This is a genomic window from Wolbachia endosymbiont of Ctenocephalides felis wCfeT (assembly GCF_012277295.1).
GTDB lineage: Bacteria > Pseudomonadota > Alphaproteobacteria > Rickettsiales > Anaplasmataceae > Wolbachia.
Window position 1 is genome coordinate 525,520 of record NZ_CP051156.1, and the last position, 23,453, is coordinate 548,972.

At 34.9% G+C, this 23,453-nt stretch carries 15 protein-coding genes and 5 pseudogenes; 7 read left to right on the forward strand and 13 right to left on the reverse strand.

Annotated features, from left to right (window positions below):
• Nucleotide 1: 1 nt before the first annotated feature.
• From infB to trmB, 5 genes and pseudogenes are all read right to left on the reverse strand, one after another.
• Complete coding sequence (infB, locus tag HF197_RS02555) at nt 2-2,287, reverse strand: translation initiation factor IF-2 (RefSeq protein WP_168464152.1); 2,286 nt, start codon at nt 2,285-2,287, stop codon at nt 2-4.
• 4 nt (nt 2,288-2,291) lie between these two features.
• Entirely contained in the window at nt 2,292-3,821 is a 1,530-nt protein-coding gene (nusA, locus tag HF197_RS02560; protein ID WP_168464874.1) for a transcription termination factor NusA, read from the reverse strand.
• Between the two features lie 72 nt (nt 3,822-3,893).
• A pseudogene (locus tag HF197_RS02565) lies at nt 3,894-6,947 on the reverse strand (efflux RND transporter permease subunit).
• Nucleotides 6,948-7,222: 275 nt separating this feature from the next.
• On the reverse strand, nt 7,223-8,179 hold the full coding sequence (locus HF197_RS02570) for an IS5 family transposase (RefSeq protein WP_168463866.1): 957 nt from the start codon (nt 8,177-8,179) through the stop codon (nt 7,223-7,225).
• 490 nt (nt 8,180-8,669) lie between these two features.
• The gene (trmB, locus tag HF197_RS02575) at nt 8,670-9,323 is read right to left on the reverse strand and encodes a tRNA (guanosine(46)-N7)-methyltransferase TrmB (RefSeq protein ID WP_168464153.1); all 654 of its coding nucleotides are present in this window, start codon (nt 9,321-9,323) and stop codon (nt 8,670-8,672) included.
• Nucleotides 9,324-9,428: 105 nt separating this feature from the next.
• On the opposite strand from trmB, the gene HF197_RS02580 reads away from it, so the two are divergent.
• From HF197_RS02580 to HF197_RS02590, 3 genes are read left to right on the forward strand one after another with little or no spacing between them, the layout of a single operon-like run.
• Complete coding sequence (locus HF197_RS02580) at nt 9,429-11,069, forward strand: 30S ribosomal protein S1 (protein WP_168464154.1); 1,641 nt, start codon at nt 9,429-9,431, stop codon at nt 11,067-11,069.
• 5 nt (nt 11,070-11,074) lie between these two features.
• On the forward strand, nt 11,075-11,347 hold the full coding sequence (locus HF197_RS02585; protein WP_168464155.1) for an HU family DNA-binding protein: 273 nt from the start codon (nt 11,075-11,077) through the stop codon (nt 11,345-11,347).
• A gap of 22 nt (nt 11,348-11,369) precedes the next feature.
• On the forward strand, nt 11,370-11,684 hold the full coding sequence (locus tag HF197_RS02590) for a cell division protein ZapA (RefSeq protein ID WP_168464156.1): 315 nt from the start codon (nt 11,370-11,372) through the stop codon (nt 11,682-11,684).
• Nucleotides 11,685-11,692: 8 nt separating this feature from the next.
• On the opposite strand, the gene ndk is transcribed toward HF197_RS02590, so the two are convergent.
• Together ndk and tnpC (HF197_RS02600) are read right to left on the reverse strand one after the other, a co-directional pair.
• Nucleotides 11,693-12,112, reverse strand: coding sequence for a nucleoside-diphosphate kinase (gene ndk, locus HF197_RS02595; RefSeq protein WP_168464157.1), 420 nt, complete (start codon nt 12,110-12,112; stop codon nt 11,693-11,695).
• 559 nt (nt 12,113-12,671) lie between these two features.
• A pseudogene (gene tnpC / locus HF197_RS02600) lies at nt 12,672-14,032 on the reverse strand (IS66 family transposase).
• A 40-nt stretch (nt 14,033-14,072) separates the two neighbouring features.
• Here tnpC (HF197_RS02600) and HF197_RS02605 point away from each other — a divergent pair.
• On the forward strand, nt 14,073-14,801 hold the full coding sequence (locus tag HF197_RS02605) for a tetratricopeptide repeat protein (RefSeq protein ID WP_168464158.1): 729 nt from the start codon (nt 14,073-14,075) through the stop codon (nt 14,799-14,801).
• Here HF197_RS02605 and HF197_RS02610 read toward each other — a convergent pair.
• Nucleotides 14,791-15,560 (reverse strand): annotated as a pseudogene (locus HF197_RS02610) (IS5 family transposase). The gene HF197_RS02605 and the pseudogene HF197_RS02610 overlap by 11 nt on opposite strands.
• Before the next feature lie 210 nt (nt 15,561-15,770).
• Between HF197_RS02610 and HF197_RS02615 the strand changes: the two are divergent.
• Both HF197_RS02615 and tnpC (HF197_RS02620) read left to right on the forward strand, forming a co-directional pair.
• Entirely contained in the window at nt 15,771-16,946 is a 1,176-nt protein-coding gene (locus HF197_RS02615) for a tetratricopeptide repeat protein (protein ID WP_168464159.1), read from the forward strand.
• Nucleotides 16,947-16,997: 51 nt separating this feature from the next.
• Nucleotides 16,998-18,358 (forward strand): annotated as a pseudogene (tnpC, locus tag HF197_RS02620) (IS66 family transposase).
• Between the two features lie 257 nt (nt 18,359-18,615).
• Here the strand turns inward: tnpC (HF197_RS02620) and HF197_RS02625 are convergent.
• The 3 genes from HF197_RS02625 to rpmE form a co-directional block, all read right to left on the reverse strand.
• A complete protein-coding gene (locus HF197_RS02625) occupies nt 18,616-19,650 on the reverse strand; it encodes a hypothetical protein (protein ID WP_168464160.1) in 1,035 nt (344 codons plus the stop codon).
• A gap of 75 nt (nt 19,651-19,725) precedes the next feature.
• Nucleotides 19,726-20,520, reverse strand: coding sequence for an NAD kinase (locus HF197_RS02630; RefSeq protein ID WP_168464161.1), 795 nt, complete (start codon nt 20,518-20,520; stop codon nt 19,726-19,728).
• A gap of 34 nt (nt 20,521-20,554) precedes the next feature.
• Nucleotides 20,555-20,773: a 50S ribosomal protein L31 gene (rpmE, locus tag HF197_RS02635; RefSeq protein WP_168464162.1), complete on the reverse strand. Its 219-nt coding sequence runs from the start codon at nt 20,771-20,773 to the stop codon at nt 20,555-20,557.
• A 119-nt stretch (nt 20,774-20,892) separates the two neighbouring features.
• Here rpmE and fabD point away from each other — a divergent pair, with 119 nt between their 5' ends.
• On the forward strand, nt 20,893-21,858 hold the full coding sequence (gene fabD, locus HF197_RS02640) for an ACP S-malonyltransferase (RefSeq protein WP_168464163.1): 966 nt from the start codon (nt 20,893-20,895) through the stop codon (nt 21,856-21,858).
• Here fabD and HF197_RS07540 read toward each other — a convergent pair.
• Nucleotides 21,855-21,989 (reverse strand): hypothetical protein, encoded by a 135-nt coding sequence (locus tag HF197_RS07540; protein WP_256359340.1) that lies wholly within the window; start codon nt 21,987-21,989, stop codon nt 21,855-21,857. The two genes, fabD and HF197_RS07540, sit on opposite strands and share 4 nt — an antisense overlap.
• Nucleotides 21,935-23,295, reverse strand: a pseudogene (gene tnpC / locus HF197_RS02645) (IS66 family transposase). The gene HF197_RS07540 and the pseudogene tnpC (HF197_RS02645) overlap by 55 nt, the downstream one beginning before the upstream one ends.
• Nucleotides 23,296-23,453 lie beyond the last annotated feature (158 nt).

Here is a 23,453-nt window from a genome sequence, read left to right on the forward strand (position 1 = left end):
ACTACAATGCCCTTTCTTCCTGCACTAACTGATAAGCTTCCAGTACATCTCCAACCTTAATATCAACGCTACCTTCCAGTGATATTCCACATTCAAAATTTGCACCTACCTCCTTAACATCATCCTTAAACCTGCGCAATGCTTTCAATTTTCCTTCATATATTAATTTATTATCGCGCATTATCCTGATTAGAGAATCTTTTTTTATCACCCCATCACTAACATAACATCCAATAATATTGCCAGTTTTAGATGTATTAAATATCTGCCTCACAGACACAGAACCAACACGTACTTCTTTTGTCACTGGCTTTAACATTTTTGTTAAATACATCCTCATATCATCGATAAGTTCGTATATTATATTATAAGTATGTATTTCCACACCCTTCTGCTTTGCTAACTCTCTTATTTTTGTGTCTACCTTCACGTTGAAGGCCAAAATCACTGCATTTGACGCTTCAGCCAGTAATACATCCGAATCTGTTATTCCCCCAACCGCTTTGTGTAAAATATTTAACTTGACTTGATCTTTACCAAGTTTATCAATCGAACTTGAAATTGCTTCAATAGAACCAGTTACGTCGCATTTTAAAACTACAGACAGCTCTTCTATCTCGCTACTACTACGGCTAAATATATCTAAAACATCGCTTACGGAATCTTCTTGTTGTTTCTTAATTAGCTCTAATCTATGCTCAACAATTTCACGCGCCTGTTTTTCAGAATTTACTACAACAAATTTATCCCCAGCATTTGGTACATTGTTCAGTCCAGTAATTTCAACTGGAGAAGACGGTAATGCAGCTTGTTCTCTTTGACCGATATGGTTAACCATACTACGCACTTTACCATACACCGTGCCAACTACCAACATATCACCAACTTTTAATGTTCCTTCCTCAACTATCAACGTGGCAGATATTCCTTTAGCTTTGTCTATTTTAGACTCTAGCACCCATCCAAGAGCTCGACAGTCTTCTATTGCCTCCAATTCCGTTAATTCAGCTATTAGTAGTATAGCTTCTTCTAATTTATCCAGATTCATCTTCTTTTTTGCTGATACCGGTACAACCATAACGTCACCGCCCAGTTCTTCAGGAATAAGATCATACTGTGGTAGACTATGGATTACTTTCTCTACATCGCCTGGTTGTGCTTTATCAACTTTGTTTACAGCAACAATAATGGAAACATTTGCTGCCTTTGCATGGCTGATTGCTTCAATTGTTTGCTTCATAATTCCATCATCCGCTGCAACTACTATCACAACAATATTAGTTATATTGGCACCACACGCACGCATTGCTGTGAACGCCTCATGACCTGGTGTATCAATAAAGGTAATCCTCTGATTGCCCTTTGTTAGTATCTGATAAGCACCTATGTGTTGAGTTATTCCGCCTGACTCTCTTTCTGCGATATTAGATTCACGAAATGCATCAAGCAATGAGGTCTTACCGTGGTCCACGTGTCCCATAAAAGTAACAATTGGCGGTTTAGGTTTCCTCGGCAAATTTGCTTGATTTTCTACAAAAAGTAAATCCTTTTCTTTATTAGCTTCACTCACTCTTTTAGCCTTATGATTGAATTTTTCCACTATTTCTTGTGCTATATCCGGATCTATCAAATCATCTACCATATAACTTTCACCTACTTCTTCCCTTAGCATTTTTATCACACTCTTGCTATCTTCTGCCATACGAATAGATAACTCTCTGATAGTAATCTCGTCCGGTATAATCACTTCCCTTGATATATTTTTACCCTTAGTAAATTTTGATTTTTTACTTCTTATACCAAATTTTTGTCTAAATACAGGAGGTTGTTCAAGCTTTTCATCAATTGCCTGCGCGATTATCAATTTTGAATGCTTAGAGTAAGTATCTTTACTCACTTTAGCAGGCCTTTTGTTTTCGTTCTCAATATCACCATCTTCCCTTAACTTCACAGGACCTGCTGATTCTTTAAATGGAGTATCCGGTTTATTAATCTCCTCGCTACTCTCTTCTTCCTCTTCTTCTTGCTCTTCTTTCAGATTCTTTTCTTTTAATAGAGCGGCATTTTGCACAGCATTGATACGGGAAATTTGCTCTTTTTCAGTTAAAGAACCTAACTTATCTTCATCAAGTAAATCATGTTCTTCTGTATCATGAGATTTTTTTCTTCTTTTTTTAACTATTGTAGCTCCCGTACTTTGGCTTGCTGCAGAGCTCAAGTCGATATTTAGTTTAAGCTTACTTAGGCCTTGAAGTGTTAATTTTTTACTACTAATATCTTCATTCATTCTATTATATTACTCCGAGCTTTTTACGAGCTTCCATAATTATTGAGTCTACCGTATTTTTTAAATTTTCCTTATTAATCGCTGAAGAAGAAAGCATACTGCAGAACTCATAACTTGATAAATCTGCTACATCCTCTAAAGTTTTAATGCCATGTTTGCTAAGAGCAATTTTATCATCTATTGATAAGGGCAGATTAACTACATCATCCTCCATACCTAAATTTTTTAGCTCATCTATTTTTTTCTCATTCTCTTCTTTTAAATACTTATTTGCTCTGTTGTGAAGCTCGTTTGCAATATCCTCATTAAAACCCTCTATTGAAGCAAGCTCTTTAATTGAAGCGTTATATATATCTTCCACACTAGAAAAACCTTCTGTTACTAGTAACTGACCCATTATTTCTTCCAAATTTAAGGCTTCAGCAAACAATGCTGAACATTGAGTAAGCTCCTTACTACGCCTTTCCGACTCTTGTTGGGTACTTAATATTTCAATCTTCCACCCAATAAGCTCTGAAGCTAATCTTACGTTCTGACCTTTCTTACCTATAGCAAGACTTAACTGATCTTCGGCAACTATTAATTCTATGCACTTTTCATCTTCATCAATAATCACCTTTGATACTTCCGCAGGGGTAATGGCTTTAATAACAAATTGCCCCAAATCTAAAGAGTAAGTTATAACATCAATCTTCTCACCATTTAGTTCATGTATTATAGTTTTTATCCTATCTCCTTTAATTCCAACACAAGCACCCACAGGATCGATGTTTCTATCAGGAGAAAAAACAGCAATTTTTGATCTTGAGCCGGCATCCCTGGCTATACCTTTAATTACCACTAATCCATCAGCAATTTCCGGCACTTCTTGATGTAATAATGCTTCTAAGAAACCTTCATGAGTCCTTGAAAGAATGATTTGACGCCCATCCTCAGAACGTTTAACAGCTTGTATGTAAGCTTTAACTTTATCGCCTTCGCGAAAAGACTCACCACCAATTAAATTCCTTATTGGAAGGTATGCTCTAGTACCATTTATATCTATAATTAAATCTGAATATTCTACTTGTTTAACGATACCATATCTTACTTCTCCGACCTTATCTTTAAATTCTTCATATTGTTTTTTAGATTCTTCATCTTTAATTATCTGAGCAATCTTTTGTTGAGCGATTCTTGCTGAAGCGAGGTCAGTGCCAAGAGAAAGTTTCTCTTGAATAGTATCGCCAACTTGTGCATCTTTTTTTATTAATTTAGCCTGCGTAAGCTTAATTGTAGTACTATCTCCCTTGCTTGACTCATCCTCAATTACTCCCAATTTTCTATACGAGGTAATCTCACCTGTATTTCTATCTATATTAACTACAATTTTGCTTTTATCACCATATTTCTGATGAGCTACTGCTTTTATAGCACTCTCTAATGCTTGAATTATGATTTCAGGACTTAAACCTATTTTAACTGAAAGTTCATTCACTTCTCTGATTGTATCAGAACTTCCAACCATGTTATTCTTATCACTCCTTCTGCTCATACAAATAAATCCAATCAATTAGTTACAATTATAGCTTTAATGGCTTATTTTAAATATTAAATAATTGCTAACCTAAGTCAAGTTTTTTTGCATCATGAGCAGTGCTGGGGTAAAGAATAATGTCAAAATCGTAGCAACTAATACTCCACTTGCAATAGTTGTTGAAATATCAACCCACCACTGACTTGACGGTGCATCATATGTGATTCATAATGTAAAAAAATTTATATTTAATCTTGTAATCATCGGTGCTAAGCCAAGAACCGTAGTTGCAACAGTCAGCAACATTGGCCTTACACGAGAAATTGAGGCATTTATTATGCATTGCCTGATATTATTTTTATGCATCTTAACCTGATGATGAAAAGCATCCAGCAGTAATATGTTATTGTTGACTATAATACCTGCTAGAGCAATCACTCCCACACCACACATAACAACAACAAAAACTTGGTGTGTGATGAAAAAAACAAAAAATACACATGTAGTAGATAAAAACACCGCTGTCATTACGATGAACGTATGATACACATTATTAAATTGTGTCACTAATACTAGTATCATAAGTGTAATTGCTAATATGAAAGCCTTAAGTAAAAACGCACTTGATTTCTGTTGGTCTTCTTTATCGCCTTTGAAATCAACTTTTACTCCTTTGTCCCAATCTTGAGAAAGTGAATCCTGAATAAATTTGATTCTCTCATCAACAAGATAGCCAAAATTGAGGTCAGCAGAAATTACAACAGTGCGTAATCCATCAATTCTCCTCAATCTATTTATCTTTTTCTCTGGAGTGTATTTCACTATGCTGCTCATCGGGTATGGGCCATTAACCGTATTAATAAAAAGATTATCTATAGTCTTCATGTTGCGATCCTTGCGTGGAAAACGAAGTATTATGTCAATTTCTTCATCCAGATTGTTAGGTCTATATTTTCCAATCAACACTCCGCTTGTAACCATTTTTACAAAATCACCAATCGTTGCAACACTAACTCCAGAGCTTGTTGCTCTACTCTTGTCAATGCTCATATCCCACTCTATCTCAGGTGATGACCTGCTGTCTTGAATGTTTATAAATCCAGACGAAGGCTGATTCATCAGTTTTAGAATTTTCTCTACAGCCAAATCTAAACTCTGTGCATTCCCGCTGAGGTTAATTTGTATTGGCTTGTCAGCCGATGGTCCAGATTTTTCCTCCTCAACATCAACTATTATTCCCTTAATATCCTGCACACTACTTCTGATATCATTTAATATATACTTAGCCTTGCGCCTGAATCGCCAGTCCGCGAGTTCTAGCTGAATTCTGGCAATGACGTCATCTGAAAATGCTCCTGATCTTGCATAAGCGACGTGAATTTCTTTTTTAACACTCAAAATACGCTCCTCTACCTCCCTTAATATTAAATCCCTTTCTTTAGCTCTTACACTGATCAAGATATTATCTGGGTCTACTTTCGGAAAAAATTTCACTCCTGGGCCAAGGGTGAAATACAGTACACTAAATGAAAACAATACGAGTACAACAGAGCACATAAATTTTTTAGGGTGATTGAGGACTTTTTCTAGTGCTCGCACATAAGCCTTGATTATAGGTCCAGCACCTTCTATTTCACCATTTTCTATGGCATTCATCTTGTTTATTTCTTTCTCTGAGGTTACTGACGGTTTACCAAATATTACACCAAGCGTTGGTATAAAAATCAAAGCCATAATGAGTGACCCAGTCAAGGTTAGAATTATCGTAATCGGTATATATTGCATGAATTTACCAACCGTATCAGGCCAAAATAACAGAGGAAAAAACACTGCTAATTTAGTTAGCGTAGATGATAGAACGGGGTAGAACATATCACGAACCGCAACGTGAAAAGCTTCAACTTTATCCATGCCGCAGGTCATTTTTCTATCTGCATATTCGCTGATTACAATTGCATCATCAACTAGCATGCCAGCTGCCATGATTAAGCTAAAGAGTACAACTATATTTAAGGTTATACCCATAGAATAGAGAGCAATTATCCCAATAAGAAAGGAGCCAGGTATCGATAGTGCAACAAGAATGGTAGTTCTGGTACCCATTGAAAGCATTATTATGATCAGTATTAATAACACAGCAAATATTATGCCATTTTCAAGGTCATCCAAGACATCACGAACGTTTTTTGATTGATCATTTAAGTATACCACTTTCAAATTGTTAGGCAGCTGATCTTTTGCCTTATCCATTAAGTATTTTACTTGACCTACTGTCTCTATTATGTTTTTTCCGTTGCGTTTTGAGATTTCCAATACAACACTTGATAATCCATTGATGCGAGCAAATCCTTCATGATCCTCAAATCTAGGGTATACCTTTGCTATATCCTTGATTTTCAAAACTGCATCACCTTGCGATCTGATAGGAATATTCATAATGTCTTCTATACCTTTTAATAATCCAGATATTTTGATTGAATATTTACCAGTATCGCTTTCTAGTTATCCTGCTCCCACAAGTCTATTATTACTTGCAATAGCTTGGAATATTTCACTTGATTGAATATTATATTTTGTTAGAACTGTAGGTTCAACTACAACCTCTACTGTTTCTTTGCGCATGCCTGCAACTTCAACCTTGAGGACATTTGGCAAAGACTCTATTTCCTTCTTTAATTTACGTGCTATTTCAACTAAAGCTCTTTCTGGCAAATTACCAATTAAGCCAACATTCAATATGGGAAACAAGCTCAAATTTATTTCATTGATTATCGGAGACTCAGCTTCAACAGGTAGTTTTGACTTTATATTTGAAAGCTTTGAACGAACGTTGTCAAGAACTTCTTTATTATCATATTCTGTGCCGAATTTAAGTATTATATGAGCACCATTATTAGTTGCTATTGCTTTTAATTCTTTCACGCCTTCAATAGATCTTAATTCGTTTTCTATTGGAATAGCCAATAGCTTTTCACTGTCTTCAACGGAAATTCCTGGAAGTCCAACAAATACGCTTATTACGGGGATTTGTATGTCGGGGTTGCTTTCTCTTGGCATCATTACGTAGGCATATGAGCCGAAGATAAAAATCACTATAAGTAATAGTATTACTGTCCTATTCCTCTCTACAAGCAAGCTTTTCATGTTAGTATTTACACATGTCTTTAGTATATATTATAGCTTAGATACATTATATATTAATTAACCCACATACAATTTTTAAGATGTTTATACTTAGTATTAAGATCAACGTAAAGTTGTAAATGTAAAAAAAAAATTTGTATAGTAATTCAGTAGACATAACTGTACAAACATTGCATTTTAGGCTAGTTGTCTACAAAAGAGTGTCATCCCAGTGCCCAGACACTGGGATGGCTTTGTTGCATCGCTCTTTGGATAGGAGGCAATGCATAATAAATTCATGAAGCTATCTCAAATTTAGCCATGCCTATTTCAGTAAATTTGTTCAGCAAATAACACTTGAGTAGCATTTCTTTCTCACGGTTAATCTCAGATTTGTTCCTAAAACTAAACCCAAATGTTTGCTTCAGTCGCGAGAAAAAACTTTCTATATAAGATCTCTTCCCATAATTTATCTCTTTTTTCCACTTCTTCATACCATCTTCACCATATGACTTTATGAGCTTGATTGTAGAATTTCTCTCAGCCATATAATCCAGCTTTGGATGCTCCACTGCATTGTTTTGCAGAGGAATTTTTGTCTTTATGCCAAGCTCATTGCACAATTTGTATAACTTCTTTCGATTATATGCTCTGTCTGCATATAGTGTGCTTATATTGTATTTAGCATTAGCCCTTGCAATAAGATCACAGGCTCCATAGTGGTCAGAATAAACTCCACTACTGTATTTTGCAGCTATGACTTTTTTGCTACCTATCTCCAGCATTACATGCAATTTTCTTGTTTGCTTATAGCCACGGTACTTTCTATCTGTACCGTTTGCCTTACTATGGCCTGGAATATTATTGTAGATGCTTATTCCAGTGCTATCTATGGCGATCTCAATATTTTCCATACTGTTTTTATCATGTCTTCGATCATTAATTTTTAAGTTAAGCTTTTTGAATCTTCTGGAAGCCTGGGAATAGCTGATAACTTGCAAATTTTTTCCTATTTGCTCAAGGTATCCCGCTATAAACCCCACCGTTTGTCTTAGGCCTATTCTAAACAAATAAGTTATTATGTGAATTAGAATTACGACTTTATCACTATAAATATTGTTGCTACCGGCCATTTTGGGACTTTTTTCGTACCAATTTTCTATGGCATCGTTGACGTAATAAAAAATATTTCCTCTTTCTTGGAGAAATTTGTTATATTCGTAGCAGTTACTGACTTTCATTTTGACTGGCATATTTTTCCTTTGTCGGTTAAATGCCTGTTTATAATGAATTTCGTCAGTAACTCCCAGTTCTTTTTACTTTAGCTATGCAACAAAGCCGATCCAGCCTTTAAATTCCATTCAAAATAACTTTTATATTCATTATTTATGCTCAATTGAAATTCCTGAATTCTAGCGTCAAACGCTAGAATTCAGGTCTTTTTAACTGGATATTATGATCAAGTCATAATATGACAAGAAAGATTTATTATTAAAATATCTTTATTAATTTCATAACTATAATCACCCATTCTATTTTCTTTAAAAATATCATTATTAATATATAAATTTTATCTAATATTCTTAACTTTCGTCGACTTTTTAATGAGATTATGGGAAATTATATACAAATCAGTTATTTCCAAAACGGAAATAACTGGTCTTTAAAAGTATGTTGCCACATAATGATAGCGTTAAAGTTGTAATTTTGGAGTTTATGGAAGCTTTGGTGCACCCACTTCAGTTACAGTATATCTGATTTCACTAGCACTCTAAAAAACCTCACTTTGCGCTGAGCTTGTAGTGCTTTCCTATGATATTTTGTCAAAGCATAGCTTCCAAAATCATCTTGTGTATAGGTTGTATCATTACACTGCGCTATATACAGCTCTATCCACTCTGCATAACCTGGATGATCGGTTGCAATTAGTGTTTCTCCCGTTATAGACATCTTTTTTGTCAATAAATTTAAAAATTCTGCATTAATCAATCGCCTTTTGTTATGGCTTCGTTTTGGCCATGGGTCTGGAAAGAAAATAAAAAACTTTTCAATACTTTTATCAGGAAAGTTAACAATAAGCTTCCTTGCATCTTCTATCCATACTAGAATATTCTTTAGATCATGCTTTACTACACTAGTTAATAGATGAGACACTCCTTTTAAATAAGGCTCACACCCTATAAATAAAACATCTGGCTGATTAAGTGCTTGATATAGAATATGCTCACCATTACCAAAACCTATTTCTATACATATTTTACTCTGCAAACCTATAATCTTTTTTATGGACTCTTTATCACCTTGAATAGAATACTTCCCTAACATTTTATCATTTTCTGGACTAAGCCTTGATCTTCTAGCAAACGATCTAATCCATCTTTCTTCTTGTAGTAACATCGCCCTGTAGCGTCCCTATAAATTATTCTTGAATAGATTGTAACTAACTATTAATATTATATAATTATAAGTTTATATTAAAGTTAAAATTAAAGGTTACATTGCATGAACATTACTGTAAATCCGTCTATACCAATAAAAAAATTATCATCAAATAGGTTTATAGATGATATACAAGGCCAATCTGATGACCAGGGTAATGTTTTATTCGAAGACTCTTTTGTTAATAAAATTAAAGAAGGAGATGTAGTAGAGGGTGTAGTAACTAGAATAAACCCCAATGATATTGTGGTTGATGTTGGCTTAAAATCTGATGGAAGAATTTTGATTAAAGATTTAGGGCCAAATGATGAATTTGCAGCTGGTTGTAAGATTAGAGTTTATGTAGAAAGAACTGAGGATTACCATGGTAATGTTGTTCTCAGTCGCGAAAAAGCAATCAGAGATGAAAAATGGAACAAATTGGAAGATGATACAGTTACAAAAGCTGAAGTAAGTGGAGTGATTAAACGCTCAATCAAGTGTGGTTATATTGTTGATCTTGGCGATGGAATCAGTGCCTTCTTACCACTCAGTCATGTTGATCTAAAACAAGTAAAAGACGCTAAGCACCTTATTGAAACTGAACAAAAATTCATTGTACTAAAAATGGATAAAAAACAGGGTAACATTGTAGTATCGAGAAAATTAGTACTGGAAAAATCACATGCTGGTGAAAAAGTTAAGTTCTTAGAATCTTTAAACGAAGGTGATATAATAGAAGGAAAAATAAAGAGTATTACTCATTACGGTGTATTTGTTGGTATTCATGAATCAGATACGGTTGGAGTAATAGATGGATTGTTACACATTACAGATATATCCTGGAGTAGGGTAAGCCATCCATCTGCAGTTTTTGCTTGTGGTCAAACAATAAAAGTAAAAATTATAAAAATCGATAGAGACAATACAAAAGTTTCCCTTGGTGTAAAACAATTAGAAGATAATCCTTGGCAAGACGTTGAATCAAAGTACCCAGTGGGTAGTGTTAACAAGGGTCATGTAACAAGCATAGAAGATTATGGATTATTTGTTGAGCTAAGTCCTGGAATTGAAGGTTTAGTACATTCATCAGAAATAACTTGGGTTAAGAGCAATTTACCAGTAAATAGTCTTGTAACTAGAGGACAAGAGGTGCATGTACACATTCTGAGCATTGACATTCTAAGTAATAGAATGAGCCTAAGTATGAAAAGATGTACAGATAATCCTTGGCAAACATTCCTAAATAAATATCCTCTTGGTTCTATTGTTTCTGGTGAGATAAAAAACAACACTGGTTCGTACATATCTATCGCTTTTAGCGATCCTGAAATTGACGAGAATGTAGAAGGAACAATATACGCAAGAGATTTAAGTTGGTCGCAGAGTGGCTTAGAGGAAATCAAAAAATATAATGTGGGTGATAAAGTAGAAGCAAAAGTCATAAGAGCAAATATCAATCGAGCAAAAATTTATCTTGGTATTAAGCAGATAGAGCGTGACCCTCTTATAGAGCTGATAAAAAAAGTTAAAGTTGGTGATAAAATGCAGGTGACTGTAGGTAAAAGAGAAGACAGTGGATTGGTAGTTGAGGCTGAAAATGACATTACTCTCTTAATAGATCAAGAACACTTACCAGAAAACAAGAGATTTTCTATTGCAGATAAAATAGAAGTTGAAGTACTTGGCATTGAAGACTATAACATAATATTATCTGCTAAATGATATGAATGGCAAAAAAATCTGATATAATAGCAAACATAGCAAAAAAGCACCCTGTTTTGGATAAGGTAGCTATAACTGCCATAATTGACAAGTTTTTTGAAGTGCTTTCAGATGCATTAAGAAATCACAATAGAATTGAAATAAGGGGTTTTGGCTCTCTTTCAATTAGAAGTTATAACTTAAATAATCTAGTATCACAAAAGTTTACTAAAAATCAATATTTTAAGACATACTTTCGTACTAGTAAAAAATTATCCGACTTAATAAATGGAAATTAGGTAAATATACTGTAAGGTCTTTATGCAGGTAGTAGAAATAGTTATACGTAATAATACATATCAAATATCTTGCGAAAGTGAGAAAAAGGATCATTTACTACACCTCGCTAGTAATTTTAATGAGTTAGTTAGGTCTATATCTCAAAAAACAGGAGGTAAAGGCTCTGATGCATTAAATTTCCTACTTGCAGCGCTAACTCTTGAGGATAAAGTTTTAGAATTAACGAAGCAGCTTAATCAAGAGCGCGAAAAACACAAAAATGAAAAACAAGCTGAATATAACGAAGTATTAAATAGAGTAAATAAGATTATTGAATGTGTGGAAAATTCTACATAATTATAGTTTTACACTAATTCACACTCAGCGAAAAAGAAAGCCACCTCTCTAATAGCGTTTTCTTTACTATCTGAACCATGAACTCTATTTTCACTAATGTCTTCAGCAAAATCACCTCTAATGGTGCCCTTATCCGCTTGTTTTGGATCAGTAGCCCCCATGACTTCTCTATACTTACTTATCGCATTTTCACCAATTAAAACTTGCACAACCACAGGACCAGAAATCATAAATTCCACTAACTCACCAAAAAAAGGCCTGTCCTTATGAATTTCATAAAATAGCTCTGCTTGTTTTTTTGTTAGCAACATCATCTTTTGTGCTATAATCTTTAGTCCAGACTTTTCAATATAAGAATTTATACTGCCTGTAATGTTATTCTTCACCGCATCAGGTTTTAGTATCGAAAGTGTTCTCTCAATTGCCATTTTATTATATAATATAGTATATTTATAGATTTATTTTATTATAAATTTTGATTTTATAAAAGTAGTTTTTTATGTATAATTAAAAAATAAATCATAAGGGGGGTATAGTATGGGTGAGAATTGCGATAAAGGTTGTAACAAAGAAAGCAACAAACAATCTGAGCGTTCCTCTAAAAATTCTTTCAATAATTTAAAATCATCAATTTTTTGTGGAACAAAAGGGTTTTTAACTTTTAATTTAGCGTTTTTAAGCTACCTAGAGTATGGTATACACAACTATATCCTATAGAAACAAGGAAAAGATAATAATCAGTACAATGGATTAAAAAAAGGCGCTGCTTTTGCAATGAAGAAAAACATTATACCATTTCTTGAAATGGTAATCATAGTGCCACTTGCTTGCCTTATATCCAGTAGTTTACTGCAATGTGCGTTAACATGTGTTGCGTTGATGGTTGATACATGTTTTATTATGAGAACATGGAATATACGTGAGCATTTACTAGCACAGTATACCAAACATGGTAGAGGTGAAATAGTATCCATTCAGGTGTATGGCTTAAGAAGCAATAGCCAGTAGGTTTTGAAAAGGATTTAACTTCTTTTGCCTCCAAGTCAAGTACAATGAAATTATCCTCTCAAGAAACATATTTCCCCGTTTCGATTGTGTAAAATATGAAACTTTTCGGTAAACAACGTAATGCCGAATCTGTCGCTCAGCATAGTTGTTTGTCAGTGGAATATTTTCTGGATCGTCCAAAAATTTCCACATCATCAGATCCGATTTCATGATATTTTTTGCTACTCGAGACGCTCCAATTGCCTCGGGTAAATTTGATATATTCTTTAAGTAATATCTCGTTCGCTTGCGTAATTTTCTTGCTCTTCTTATGAACCTTAATGTGTCTATTTCATCCTTTAACAGAGCTTTTTTCAATGCAAATAATTCAGTAGCAACATTCCTTAAATAATACCCCAAAACTTTCACTTCGCTATTCCAACTATGAGACAACCTTTCAAAATCTCTTGCTAAATGTGCCCAACAGACCTGCCTTTTCTTGCTGGAAAAGTAGTTGTAAGCTGCATATCTGTCGGTCACTACTAGGTTGTTATTCTTTCCAAATTTACTATTTTCCAGGACTTTCATCCCTCTTGACTCTGTCAATTTGATCACACTTCCTATTTTGCTCGCAAACATCCAGCACCAGCCCTGTTTACCTTTGTTGTAATGGCTAGTTTCATCGATATGTAAAATTTTGCTCTTGCTTACCTCTTCCTCAATTTGCTCATATGCTTCTTGGCATTTTTCTGCCACTCTAGCCTCGCTATTTGATACACTACCGACGCTGATATCCAGGTTGAAAATGTCCTTTATAATATTTGCCACTTCTTTTTTCGAATTCTTGTAAAATCCACTTAATGCTGTAATTACTGACTTAACTCTTGGACCAAATGTGTCCGCAGTTACTCCTTCTTGTAGCTTGCTACTTTTTCTTTTTCCACATCTTTTGCAACGTCCATGCTCTAGTTAATATTCAACTACATACGGCTTGATTTCCGGCAAATCGACCTTTTGATGAGTATACGGATCTTTTGATACCGCAATTTCTCCTCCGCACTCACACGTATTGGGCAGTTCTATTTTTACCATCTCATCTGCCTCCATTTTAGGGCGGTAACTGCCTTTATGTCCAACCTGTGCTCCTACTTTCCTGTCACTTTTTGGCTTATTTTCCCTCATCTTATATAATTCTTTGGAGCTTGGTATAGATGAATTTTTTGAATTTAAGCCAAGCCTTTCTTTTAACTCAGCGTTTTCGATCCTTAGCGCTTTATTTTCTGCTTTAAGCTCTTCTATTTTTGTTTCTAACTTTTCTATAGTCTGCTTAAACTTTCGCAAAATTCTAAAAGATCAACCATATTACCTCACAGCCACTCTAGTTTACCTTTTTAGCATTCCTTGTCTACTCTTTATTTTACCGCCCGGCTGAATGGATACAGATTAATAAATGATTTAAAAATTGAAAGAGGGCGTGGTTATTATCGTCAAGAAACAATTATAGCTGCAAGAAAAGTAGCTGAAGCTTATGGTAATCCTGAAAATTACAAGTTGCGCAAGGTTACAGACCTTGGGAGACGAATGCAAGAGAAATATCTTAAAGAGGCTGAAAATATAGGAGTGGGAATAGACCATAGATTACGCAATCAGCATTCAGTAAAAAGTAAACAAGAACTTATAGATAATCTTGCAGAAATGGCTAAAACTTCGAATCAATTAGGCAGTGCTTGTTACAACTCAGAAGGACTGAAGGAAGCACAAGAAAGGTATGAGGAAGCTCTAAAAATTAACGAGAATTTGAGATCTGCTGGTCATGTTAACGATATTGAGTGGGCTGAAATACAAAATAATCTTGGCAGCATTTGCCACGCTAAAGGAAATTCTTTGAAAAAAGAAGGTTATCATCAAAAAGCAAAGGAAATGTTTGACCAAGCCTTGGAGAGGTATAAACAAGCCTTATCTGTCTTTGAAAAGGCTAGTACTAATGTTAAAACAGGCACTGATGTTAAAGTTAAGGTAGGTAGAGTATTCCATCACTTGGGTAATGTATATCGCGATTTAAATAATCTTCCAAAAGCAAAAGAGTCATTCGTGAAAGCCTTAGAAGGTGTCTGCAAACTCAAGAATTAGCTAATTTAGTAAGCATAATAGTAGTCATATTAAAGAAAATATTGGTTTCCGAAGTTTGAGGAGAATGCTCATAATCCTTACTCATACGCCTAAAATTGGAAAGCCAAGCAAAAGTTCTTTCAACAATCCAACGCTTCGGTATAACCTCAAATCCCGCAATATTAGGAGCTTTTTTTGCTATTGTAAATAAACATCCTGTTTTTATTAAGCATCTGTTTTTAAGGTTACCTGTGTATCCTTGATCAGCAAAAAACCTCTGTAATGTTGGTATTTTTTGTTTTGCTTTTACCAGAAGATCTAAAGCTCCCTCGCGGTCTTGGATGCTTGCACTGTGTACATCTGCCGTAATCACGAGTCCTAGCGTGTCTACAATAATATGCCGTTTTCGACCTTTTATTTTCTTGCCAGCATCGTAACCTCTGGCCCCCCTTTTTGAGTCGTTTTTACTGATTGGCTGTCAATTATTCCAACTGATGGTGTGGCTCTTTTACCAACTACCTCCCTTACTTTTTTTACTAAAATATCGTGTATTTCTTGCCATTTTCCAGTGTTTTTTAGTCGTGTGTTCCAACTGTAAATTGTCTTCCATGGTGGGAAATCCTTAGGTAATTGTCTCCATTGGCAGCCTGTTCTCATTACGTACCTTATTGCATTAATAATTGTTCTAATATCGTGTTTTCTTGGTCTACCTGTCTTTTTTGGCTCAAAATATGGCTTTAAAATTTCCCATTCACTGTCTTTTATGTCACTTGGATACATGTTAAAGTTATCCTTGTATCACATAATTGTCCTTTTTTCTACTTTTCTACATACTTTGCAGACACCTTCTTAAAAACCTATGAGAAGAATAAAAAGTCATTTAAGGCAGACTTACTGCAAAGCTACCGCGAGAAGAATGAAGAGTCGTTTAAGAAGACCAAGCAAGCCTACAATAAGAATAATGTTGATATAGGTATAGTGTGCAATGAATTGGGTGTTTATTATAGCTTTGCTAGCTCTCCGGAAGCGAAAGGTGAACGAAAGCAAGGGTATTTTCACACAGCAATGGATTTTCATGAAAAAGCACTACATATTTTCAAAGAATATTATGGTGATGATAGCATAGAAGTGGCTGGAGTATTAAGTAATATAGGTTATGATTGCTGTGCTCTTGAAGAATTACATAAGGAAAAGAAATCATATGGAGAAGCACGTAAGTTATATGAAAAAACAAAAGCGCTGTATCAAGAAGAGCTAGAAATTGAAGAAAAATGTTACGGTTCTGATGATATAAGAATAGCCTTTACTATAAGCAGTTTAGCCAATGCTCACTACAATTTAGGTAATCTTCAAGAAGCAAAAAAGCACTATGAAAGAGAATTAAAAATTAAAGAGAAGTCTTACCATAATGCTCACCATAATTTAGATAATTTTGGAGCAATAAAAGAGCAATATGAGAGAGCGCGAGCAAATAGAAATATACCTCATGGTGATGCTTACCATAATTTTGAAGTAGCAAAAGAGCAATATGAAAGAGCGTTAGCAATTAGAGAAGCTGCTGGCAATACTGGTAATATTGCAAAGACATTACGCAATTTGAGTAGCGTATATCACAAATTAAATAATTTTTCAGAAGCAGTAAAGTTATTAAAGGAGGCTTTAGCTATTGAAAAAAGGAATCATGGATCTGAGCACCCTCTTGTAACTAAGACATTAGAAAGTTTAAAATTAGTTCTCATAGATCTTGTAAAAGAAGAAGAGAAGATATACCCTCATAATCACCCCAATCGCCATAAGGTTGGCTATACATTAAAAGATTTGGCTGATACTTACGGTGGGTTAAAAGATTATAAAAATCAAAAAGAGGCATTAGACATAGCTTTACCAATCTTTGAAGAGTGTTTTGGTCCTAGTAACTTCGCTGTTACTAAAACATTAAAAGATCTTGCTGATGTTAATGCTGCATTGGGTAATGTGCAAGAAGCACACCAACTGCGTAGTATATTATCTGCAATAAAAGATCAAGGCGAGAAGAGTAGAAATTTAGCTACACAAACAAAAACACCAGGCTTTGCTTTTTCCTTGCTTTCTGCTGCTAGTAGAGGTGATGAGAAATCAGTAAGACATATTGTAGAAAAGTATCCATTCAGCCGGGCGGTAAAATAAAGAGTAGACAAGGAATGCTAAAAAGGTAAACTAGAGTGGCTGTGAGGTAATATGGTTGATCTTTTAGAATTTTGCGAAAGTTTAAGCAGACTATAGAAAAGTTAGAAACAAAAATAGAAGAGCTTAAAGCAGAAAATAAAGCGCTAAGGATCGAAAACGCTGAGTTAAAAGAAAGGCTTGGCTTAAATTCAAAAAATTCATCTATACCAAGCTCCAAAGAATTATATAAGATGAGGGAAAATAAGCCAAAAAGTGACAGGAAAGTAGGAGCACAGGTTGGACATAAAGGCAGTTACCGCCCTAAAATGGAGGCAGATGAGATGGTAAAAATAGAACTGCCCAATACGTGTGAGTGCGGAGGAGAAATTGCGGTATCAAAAGATCCGTATACTCATCAAAAGGTCGATTTGCCGGAAATCAAGCCGTATGTAGTTGAATATCAACTAGAGCATGGACGTTGCAAAAGATGTGGAAAAAGAAAAAGTAGCAAGCTACAAGAAGGAGTAACTGCGGACACATTTGGTCCAAGAGTTAAGTCAGTAATTGCAGCATTAAGTGGATTTTACAAGAATTTGAAAAAAGAAGTGGCAAATATTATAAAGGACATTTTCAACCTGGATATCAGCGTCGGTAGTGTATCAAATAGCGAGGCTAGAGTGGCAGAAAAATGCCAAGAAGCATATGAGCAAATTGAGGAAGAGGTAAGCAAGAGCAAAATTTTACATATCGATGAAACTAGCCATTACAACAAAGGTAAACAGGGCTGGTGCTGGATGTTTGCGAGCAAAATAGGAAGTGTGATCAAATTGACAGAGTCAAGAGGGATGAAAGTCCTGGAAAATAGTAAATTTGGAAAGAATAACAACCTAGTAGTGACCGACAGATATGCAGCTTACAACTACTTTTCCAGCAAGAAAAGGCAGGTCTGTTGGGCACATTTAGCAAGAGATTTTGAAAGGTTGTCTCATAGTTGGAATAGCGAAGTGAAAGTTTTGGGGTATTATTTAAGGAATGTTGCTACTGAATTATTTGCATTGAAAAAAGCTCTGTTAAAGGATGAAATAGACACATTAAGGTTCATAAGAAGAGCAAGAAAATTACGCAAGCGAACGAGATATTACTTAAAGAATATATCAAATTTACCCGAGGCAATTGGAGCGTCTCGAGTAGCAAAAAATATCATGAAATCGGATCTGATGATGTGGAAATTTTTGGACGATCCAGAAAATATTCCACTGACAAACAACTATGCTGAGCGACAGATTCGGCATTACGTTGTTTACCGAAAAGTTTCATATTTTACACAATCGAAACGGGGAAATATGTTTCTTGAGAGGATAATTTCATTGTACTTGACTTGGAGGCAAAAGAAGTTAAATCCTTTTCAAAACCTACTGGCTATTGCTTCTTAAGCCATATACCTGAATGGATACATTAATCTTGTTATTTCCAAACGTGCTTCATCACGAAGCTCCGTTTCAATTTGCTGTGACGATTTGGATGTATGCATAAACCCCTCCATTATACTTGCCTCTACTTTTTATTATCTAAAATTTTTTATAATGCAATATTAATTTCCCATGTCAGAAATGAAATTTGTTGCTCTATTTGGCTTTTCTACAACAAGTTACTCAGTGTTTGCTGTCTGCTACCCCAAGGTGCTGGAAATCTATAGTCCCCTTCCACTGTCTGTGTGCTTATCAGTATCAGTACCCTTCATCCCTGTGCTTGGCGTTGCAGCCGCTTTCACTTTATCTGCATCAATTGCATCATTAAACTTATGTAACAGATATATAAATTCATGTATCTCTTGTGTATGGGTACTACTACCTAGTCTTATAAGGTTGAGCATATCTTGTTTTGAAATACCTGTAACATGTCCCTTTTTTATGAAGTTTTTTATAGTTTTTTGATGATGTTCATCTTGAAGTATGTTTACTATATTTGTTAGTCTCTCAATCTCTTCATTACTATCTTCTTTCTCCATGCCACGCAAAATAAAGTCTACCCTGTCAAAGTTATTATCTTTTTCTTCTATTGTGAATAGTCTCAGTATGAGTTCTTCAGTAAAGCTTGGCTTTTTCTTGTGTTCATAAATTACTTCTTCGACTGCTTCGCCTGAAGCTTTTGCTCCTGCTTGAGTCGTTGTGCCTGGAGCTTTTGCTTCTCCTGTCGCTTTTTTACCTATTTTTAGCGCACCTCTGCCTGCACGTTGCAATCCAATACCTGCAGGTGTTAATATTAAGGCAAGAGTAATCGATGGATTACCTATATAAAATTTCTCATTTGTAGACGATTTGTTAAAAAAGCTAGTTAGCGTATCTACTAGACTTTGATTAGTTCTATCTGCTAAAAAGTCAGTCCTTTCTTGATCATTGAAGTTCTCAAATAGCTTTTTTGCTATTGCTATTATCTCTAATTCTGATGCCTTTTCGTCAATAAGTAACGCGCTACCATATTGAAATGCATATTTAGTACATTGTGTAAGAATGTCTTTACTTACGCTATCATCCAAACCCTTATCGTTAATTTTAAAATTTAAGCTATCAAGGTGCATTTGCCTAATTGTTTCTAGTATCATGTTAAGTGAGTTCTGTTTTTCCTCTGGTGAACTTATTAACATACCTAGCATTATATAGGCAACAGCCTCCAGCGACTTATCGTTCATCAGAGGAGAGTTTTGAGAGCCCATACTTAACTCCATTAATTATAAATTAATGATATTATACATAACTATTATTAATTATTTAATAATAGTGCTTAACACAATGTACTATTTTTAGTATAAGAACTGTCTATCGAAAATTCTTTCATTAAGGGAGTAATCTCTATCAAACAGCAAAGTCACTGTGTTTTCTTGATCTTTTTGTATCTTGATCCGTGCAATATCGTAAAATTCTTTGTAGTCTGACACTACAATTGCTGGACGGTTTTTTGTGTCATTAATGTCAATTTGTACCACAGTATCATTTGAGATAAGAGCACCATTCCAGCATCTTGGATAATAGCTATTGATGGAAGTTAGAGCCAATAAATTTGAATTAAGTGGCAAAATTGGACCACCAGCAGAAAAGTTATATGCGGTGCTGCCTGTGGGAGTGGAGAGTATTATTCCATCTCCTCTAAATTTTTCTATTTTCAGCTTATCATTAATAGTGATATTCATTTCTACTATCTGATTTGCTTTTCTAAATACATATACTTCATTTACTGCTATGTAATGATATGCTTTGCCATTTGTGTCTGTAGCTTCCATTTTTAGTAAAGTTAACTGAGTTGAAATTGCGTGTTCTATATCATCAATCAAATCTTCACTGCAACTGAAGCATTTATTCATCAAAAACCCAACATTGCCAGTATTGATTCCGTACACACGCATGTTTTTATTTTCTATAACATAATTGTGTAGAGTACGCAGCATAAAGCCATCACCACCGACAACTATCAGTAAGTCAATTTCATATTTATTTTCTGCTGTAATGTTAACAAACCCTAATTCTTGTAGGAGCTTAGATACTTCCTGTGATTTTGGTGATTCAGAAGCAACATAGCCTATATTTTTATATTTATGCATGCTTCAACAAACCCTCTCAGAAAGGAGCAAAAAATTAAAAAATATCGCCATACTTATCGTTAAACTTAGCTAGCTTACTAGTTTTACTTGTTGCTCCGCTCGTTAAGCTTCCAGTCCACGCAGGGTGAGTTAGTGGATCTCTATCGAGCTTTACCCTATCACCTTCTTTTCCATATGTGGAAAGAGTTTCAAACTCTTGGCCATCTGTCATAATTATAATAATTTTGTGATAATCAATTTCTACTTCTGCCATTGTTGTGTATAAACCTTAATAAGTTATTATAGTGAATTCAGTTTACAAGATCAATCATTATTATATAGCATTGACAAAAAGTAAATAAAATGGTATAATTAGTAAAGAATAAAAAATATATGATTTTAATTTTTCCGGGCCAGGGCTCTCAATTTGTGGGAATGGGAAAAAGCCTGTATGATGAATTTCCTGTTGCAAAGCAAGTATTTGATGAAGTAGATAGCATACTAGGTAGGAAATTATCTCATTTAATTTTTAACGGTCCCATTGAAGAGTTAACTATCACGGAGAACGCTCAACCAGCAATAATGGTGGTTTCAATAGCAATGTTACGTGTAATAGAGCATGTATACGGCAAATCTTCTTTTTCTGATTATGGAATAAAATACGTTTGTGGGCATTCAGTTGGTGAATATTCAGCACTTTGTGCTGCAGGAGCATTAACGCTTGAGTCTGCAGTAAAGCTACTAAAAGTTCGCAGTGAAGCAATGCATGAAGCTTCGCTAAAATGCAAAGGTGGTATGGTTGCGTTGCTAGGAGCTGAGATTAATGAAGTGGAAGATATCTTAAAATCCTCTCAAATTGATGGAATTTGTGAAGTTGCAAATGACAATGGTGGAGGGCAGGTAGTAGTGAGTGGTACTGAAGAGGCTCTTGAAATGCTACCTGACTTATTTAAGAATTCGAATGTAAAGAGATTAGTTAAACTACAAGTGAGTGGTCCATTTCACTCATCTTTGATGAAACCTGCTGATGAAAGGCTTTTGGAATTTTTGGAGGATATTGAAGTCTCTCGTCCTTTGATTCCTTTTGTGTCAAATGTTACAGCTAAAGAAGAAAGTGACCCAGAAATCATAAAGGATCTACTTGCTAAACAAATAGTGAGTAAAGTGAGGTGGAGAGAAATGGTTTTATATATGATAAATCACGGCATTAACAAATGTGTTGAAGTTGGGCCGAATAAAGTTTTATCTAATTTGATCAGAAGAATTGACCCGTCTGTCAGTGTAAAAAATATAGACAATATTAGTGATATTGATGTTTTTTTTAACAAATCATTGTATCCATTCAGGGGTATGGCTTAAGAAGCAATAGCCAGTAGGTTTTGAAAAAGATTTAACTTCTTTTGCCTCCAAGTCAGTATCCATTCAGGGGTATGGCTTAAGAAGCAATAGCCAGTAGGTTTTGAAAAGGATTTAACTTCTTTTGCCTCCAAGTCAAGTACAATGAAATTATCCTCTCAAGAAACATATTTCCCCGTTTCGATTGTGTAAAATATGAAACTTTTCGGTAAACAACGTAATGCCGAATCTGTCACTCAGCATAGTTGTTTGTCAGTGGAATATTTTCTGGATCGTCCAAAAATTTCCACATCATCAGATCCGATTTCATGATATTTTTTGCTACTCGAGACGCTCCAATTGCCTCGGGTAAATTTGATATATTCTTTAAGTAATATCTCGTTCGCTTGCATAATTTTCTTGCTCTTCTTATGAACCTTAATGTGTCTATTTCATCCTTTAACAGAGCTTTTTTCAATGCAAATAATTCAGTAGCAACATTCCTTAAATAATACCCCAAAACTTTCACTTCGCTATTCCAACTATGAGACAACCTTTCAAAATCTCTTGCTAAATGTGCCCAACAGACCTGCCTTTTCTTGCTGGAAAAGTAGTTGTAAGCTGCATATCTGTCGGTCACTACTAGGTTGTTATTCTTTCCAAATTTACTATTTTCCAGGACTTTCATCCCTCTTGACTCTGTCAATTTGATCACACTTCCTATTTTGCTCGCAAACATCCAGCACCAGCCCTGTTTACCTTTGTTGTAATGGCTAGTTTCATCGATATGTAAAATTTTGCTCTTGCTTACCTCTTCCTCAATTTGCTCATATGCTTCTTGGCATTTTTCTGCCACTCTAGCCTCGCTATTTGATACACTACCGACGCTGATATCCAGGTTGAAAATGTCCTTTATAATATTTGCCACTTCTTTTTTCGAATTCTTGTAAAATCCACTTAATGCTGCAATTACTGACTTAACTCTTGGACCAAATGTGTCCGCAGTTACTCCTTCTTGTAGCTTGCTACTTTTTCTTTTTCCACATCTTTTGCAATGTCCATGCTGTAGTTGATATTCAACTACATACGGCTTGATTTCCGGCAAATCGACCTTTTGATGAGTATACGGATCTTTTGATACCGCAATTTCTCCTCTGCACTCACACGTATTGGGCAGTTCTATTTTTACCATCTCATCTGCCTCCATTTTAGGGCGGTAACTGCCTTTATGTCCAACCTGTGCTCCTACTTTCCTGTCACTTTTTGGCTTATTTTCCCTCATCTTATATAATTCTTTGGAGCTTGGTATAGATGAATTTTTTGAATTTAAGCCAAGCCTTTCTTTTAACTCAGCGTTTTCGATCCTTAGCGCTTTATTTTCTGCTTTAAGCTCTTCTATTTTTGTTTCTAACTTTTCTATAGTCTGCTTAAACTTTCGCAAAATTCTAAAAGATCAACCATATTACCTCACAGCCACTCTAGTTTACCTTTTTAGCATTCCTTGTCTACTCTTTATTTTACCGCCCGGCTGAATGGATACTATTAACATAATTTTGCTAATTTATTATTAAACCGGCATATAAAACTGAACAAAAAGCTGCCGAGTTGATGCTAGAGAA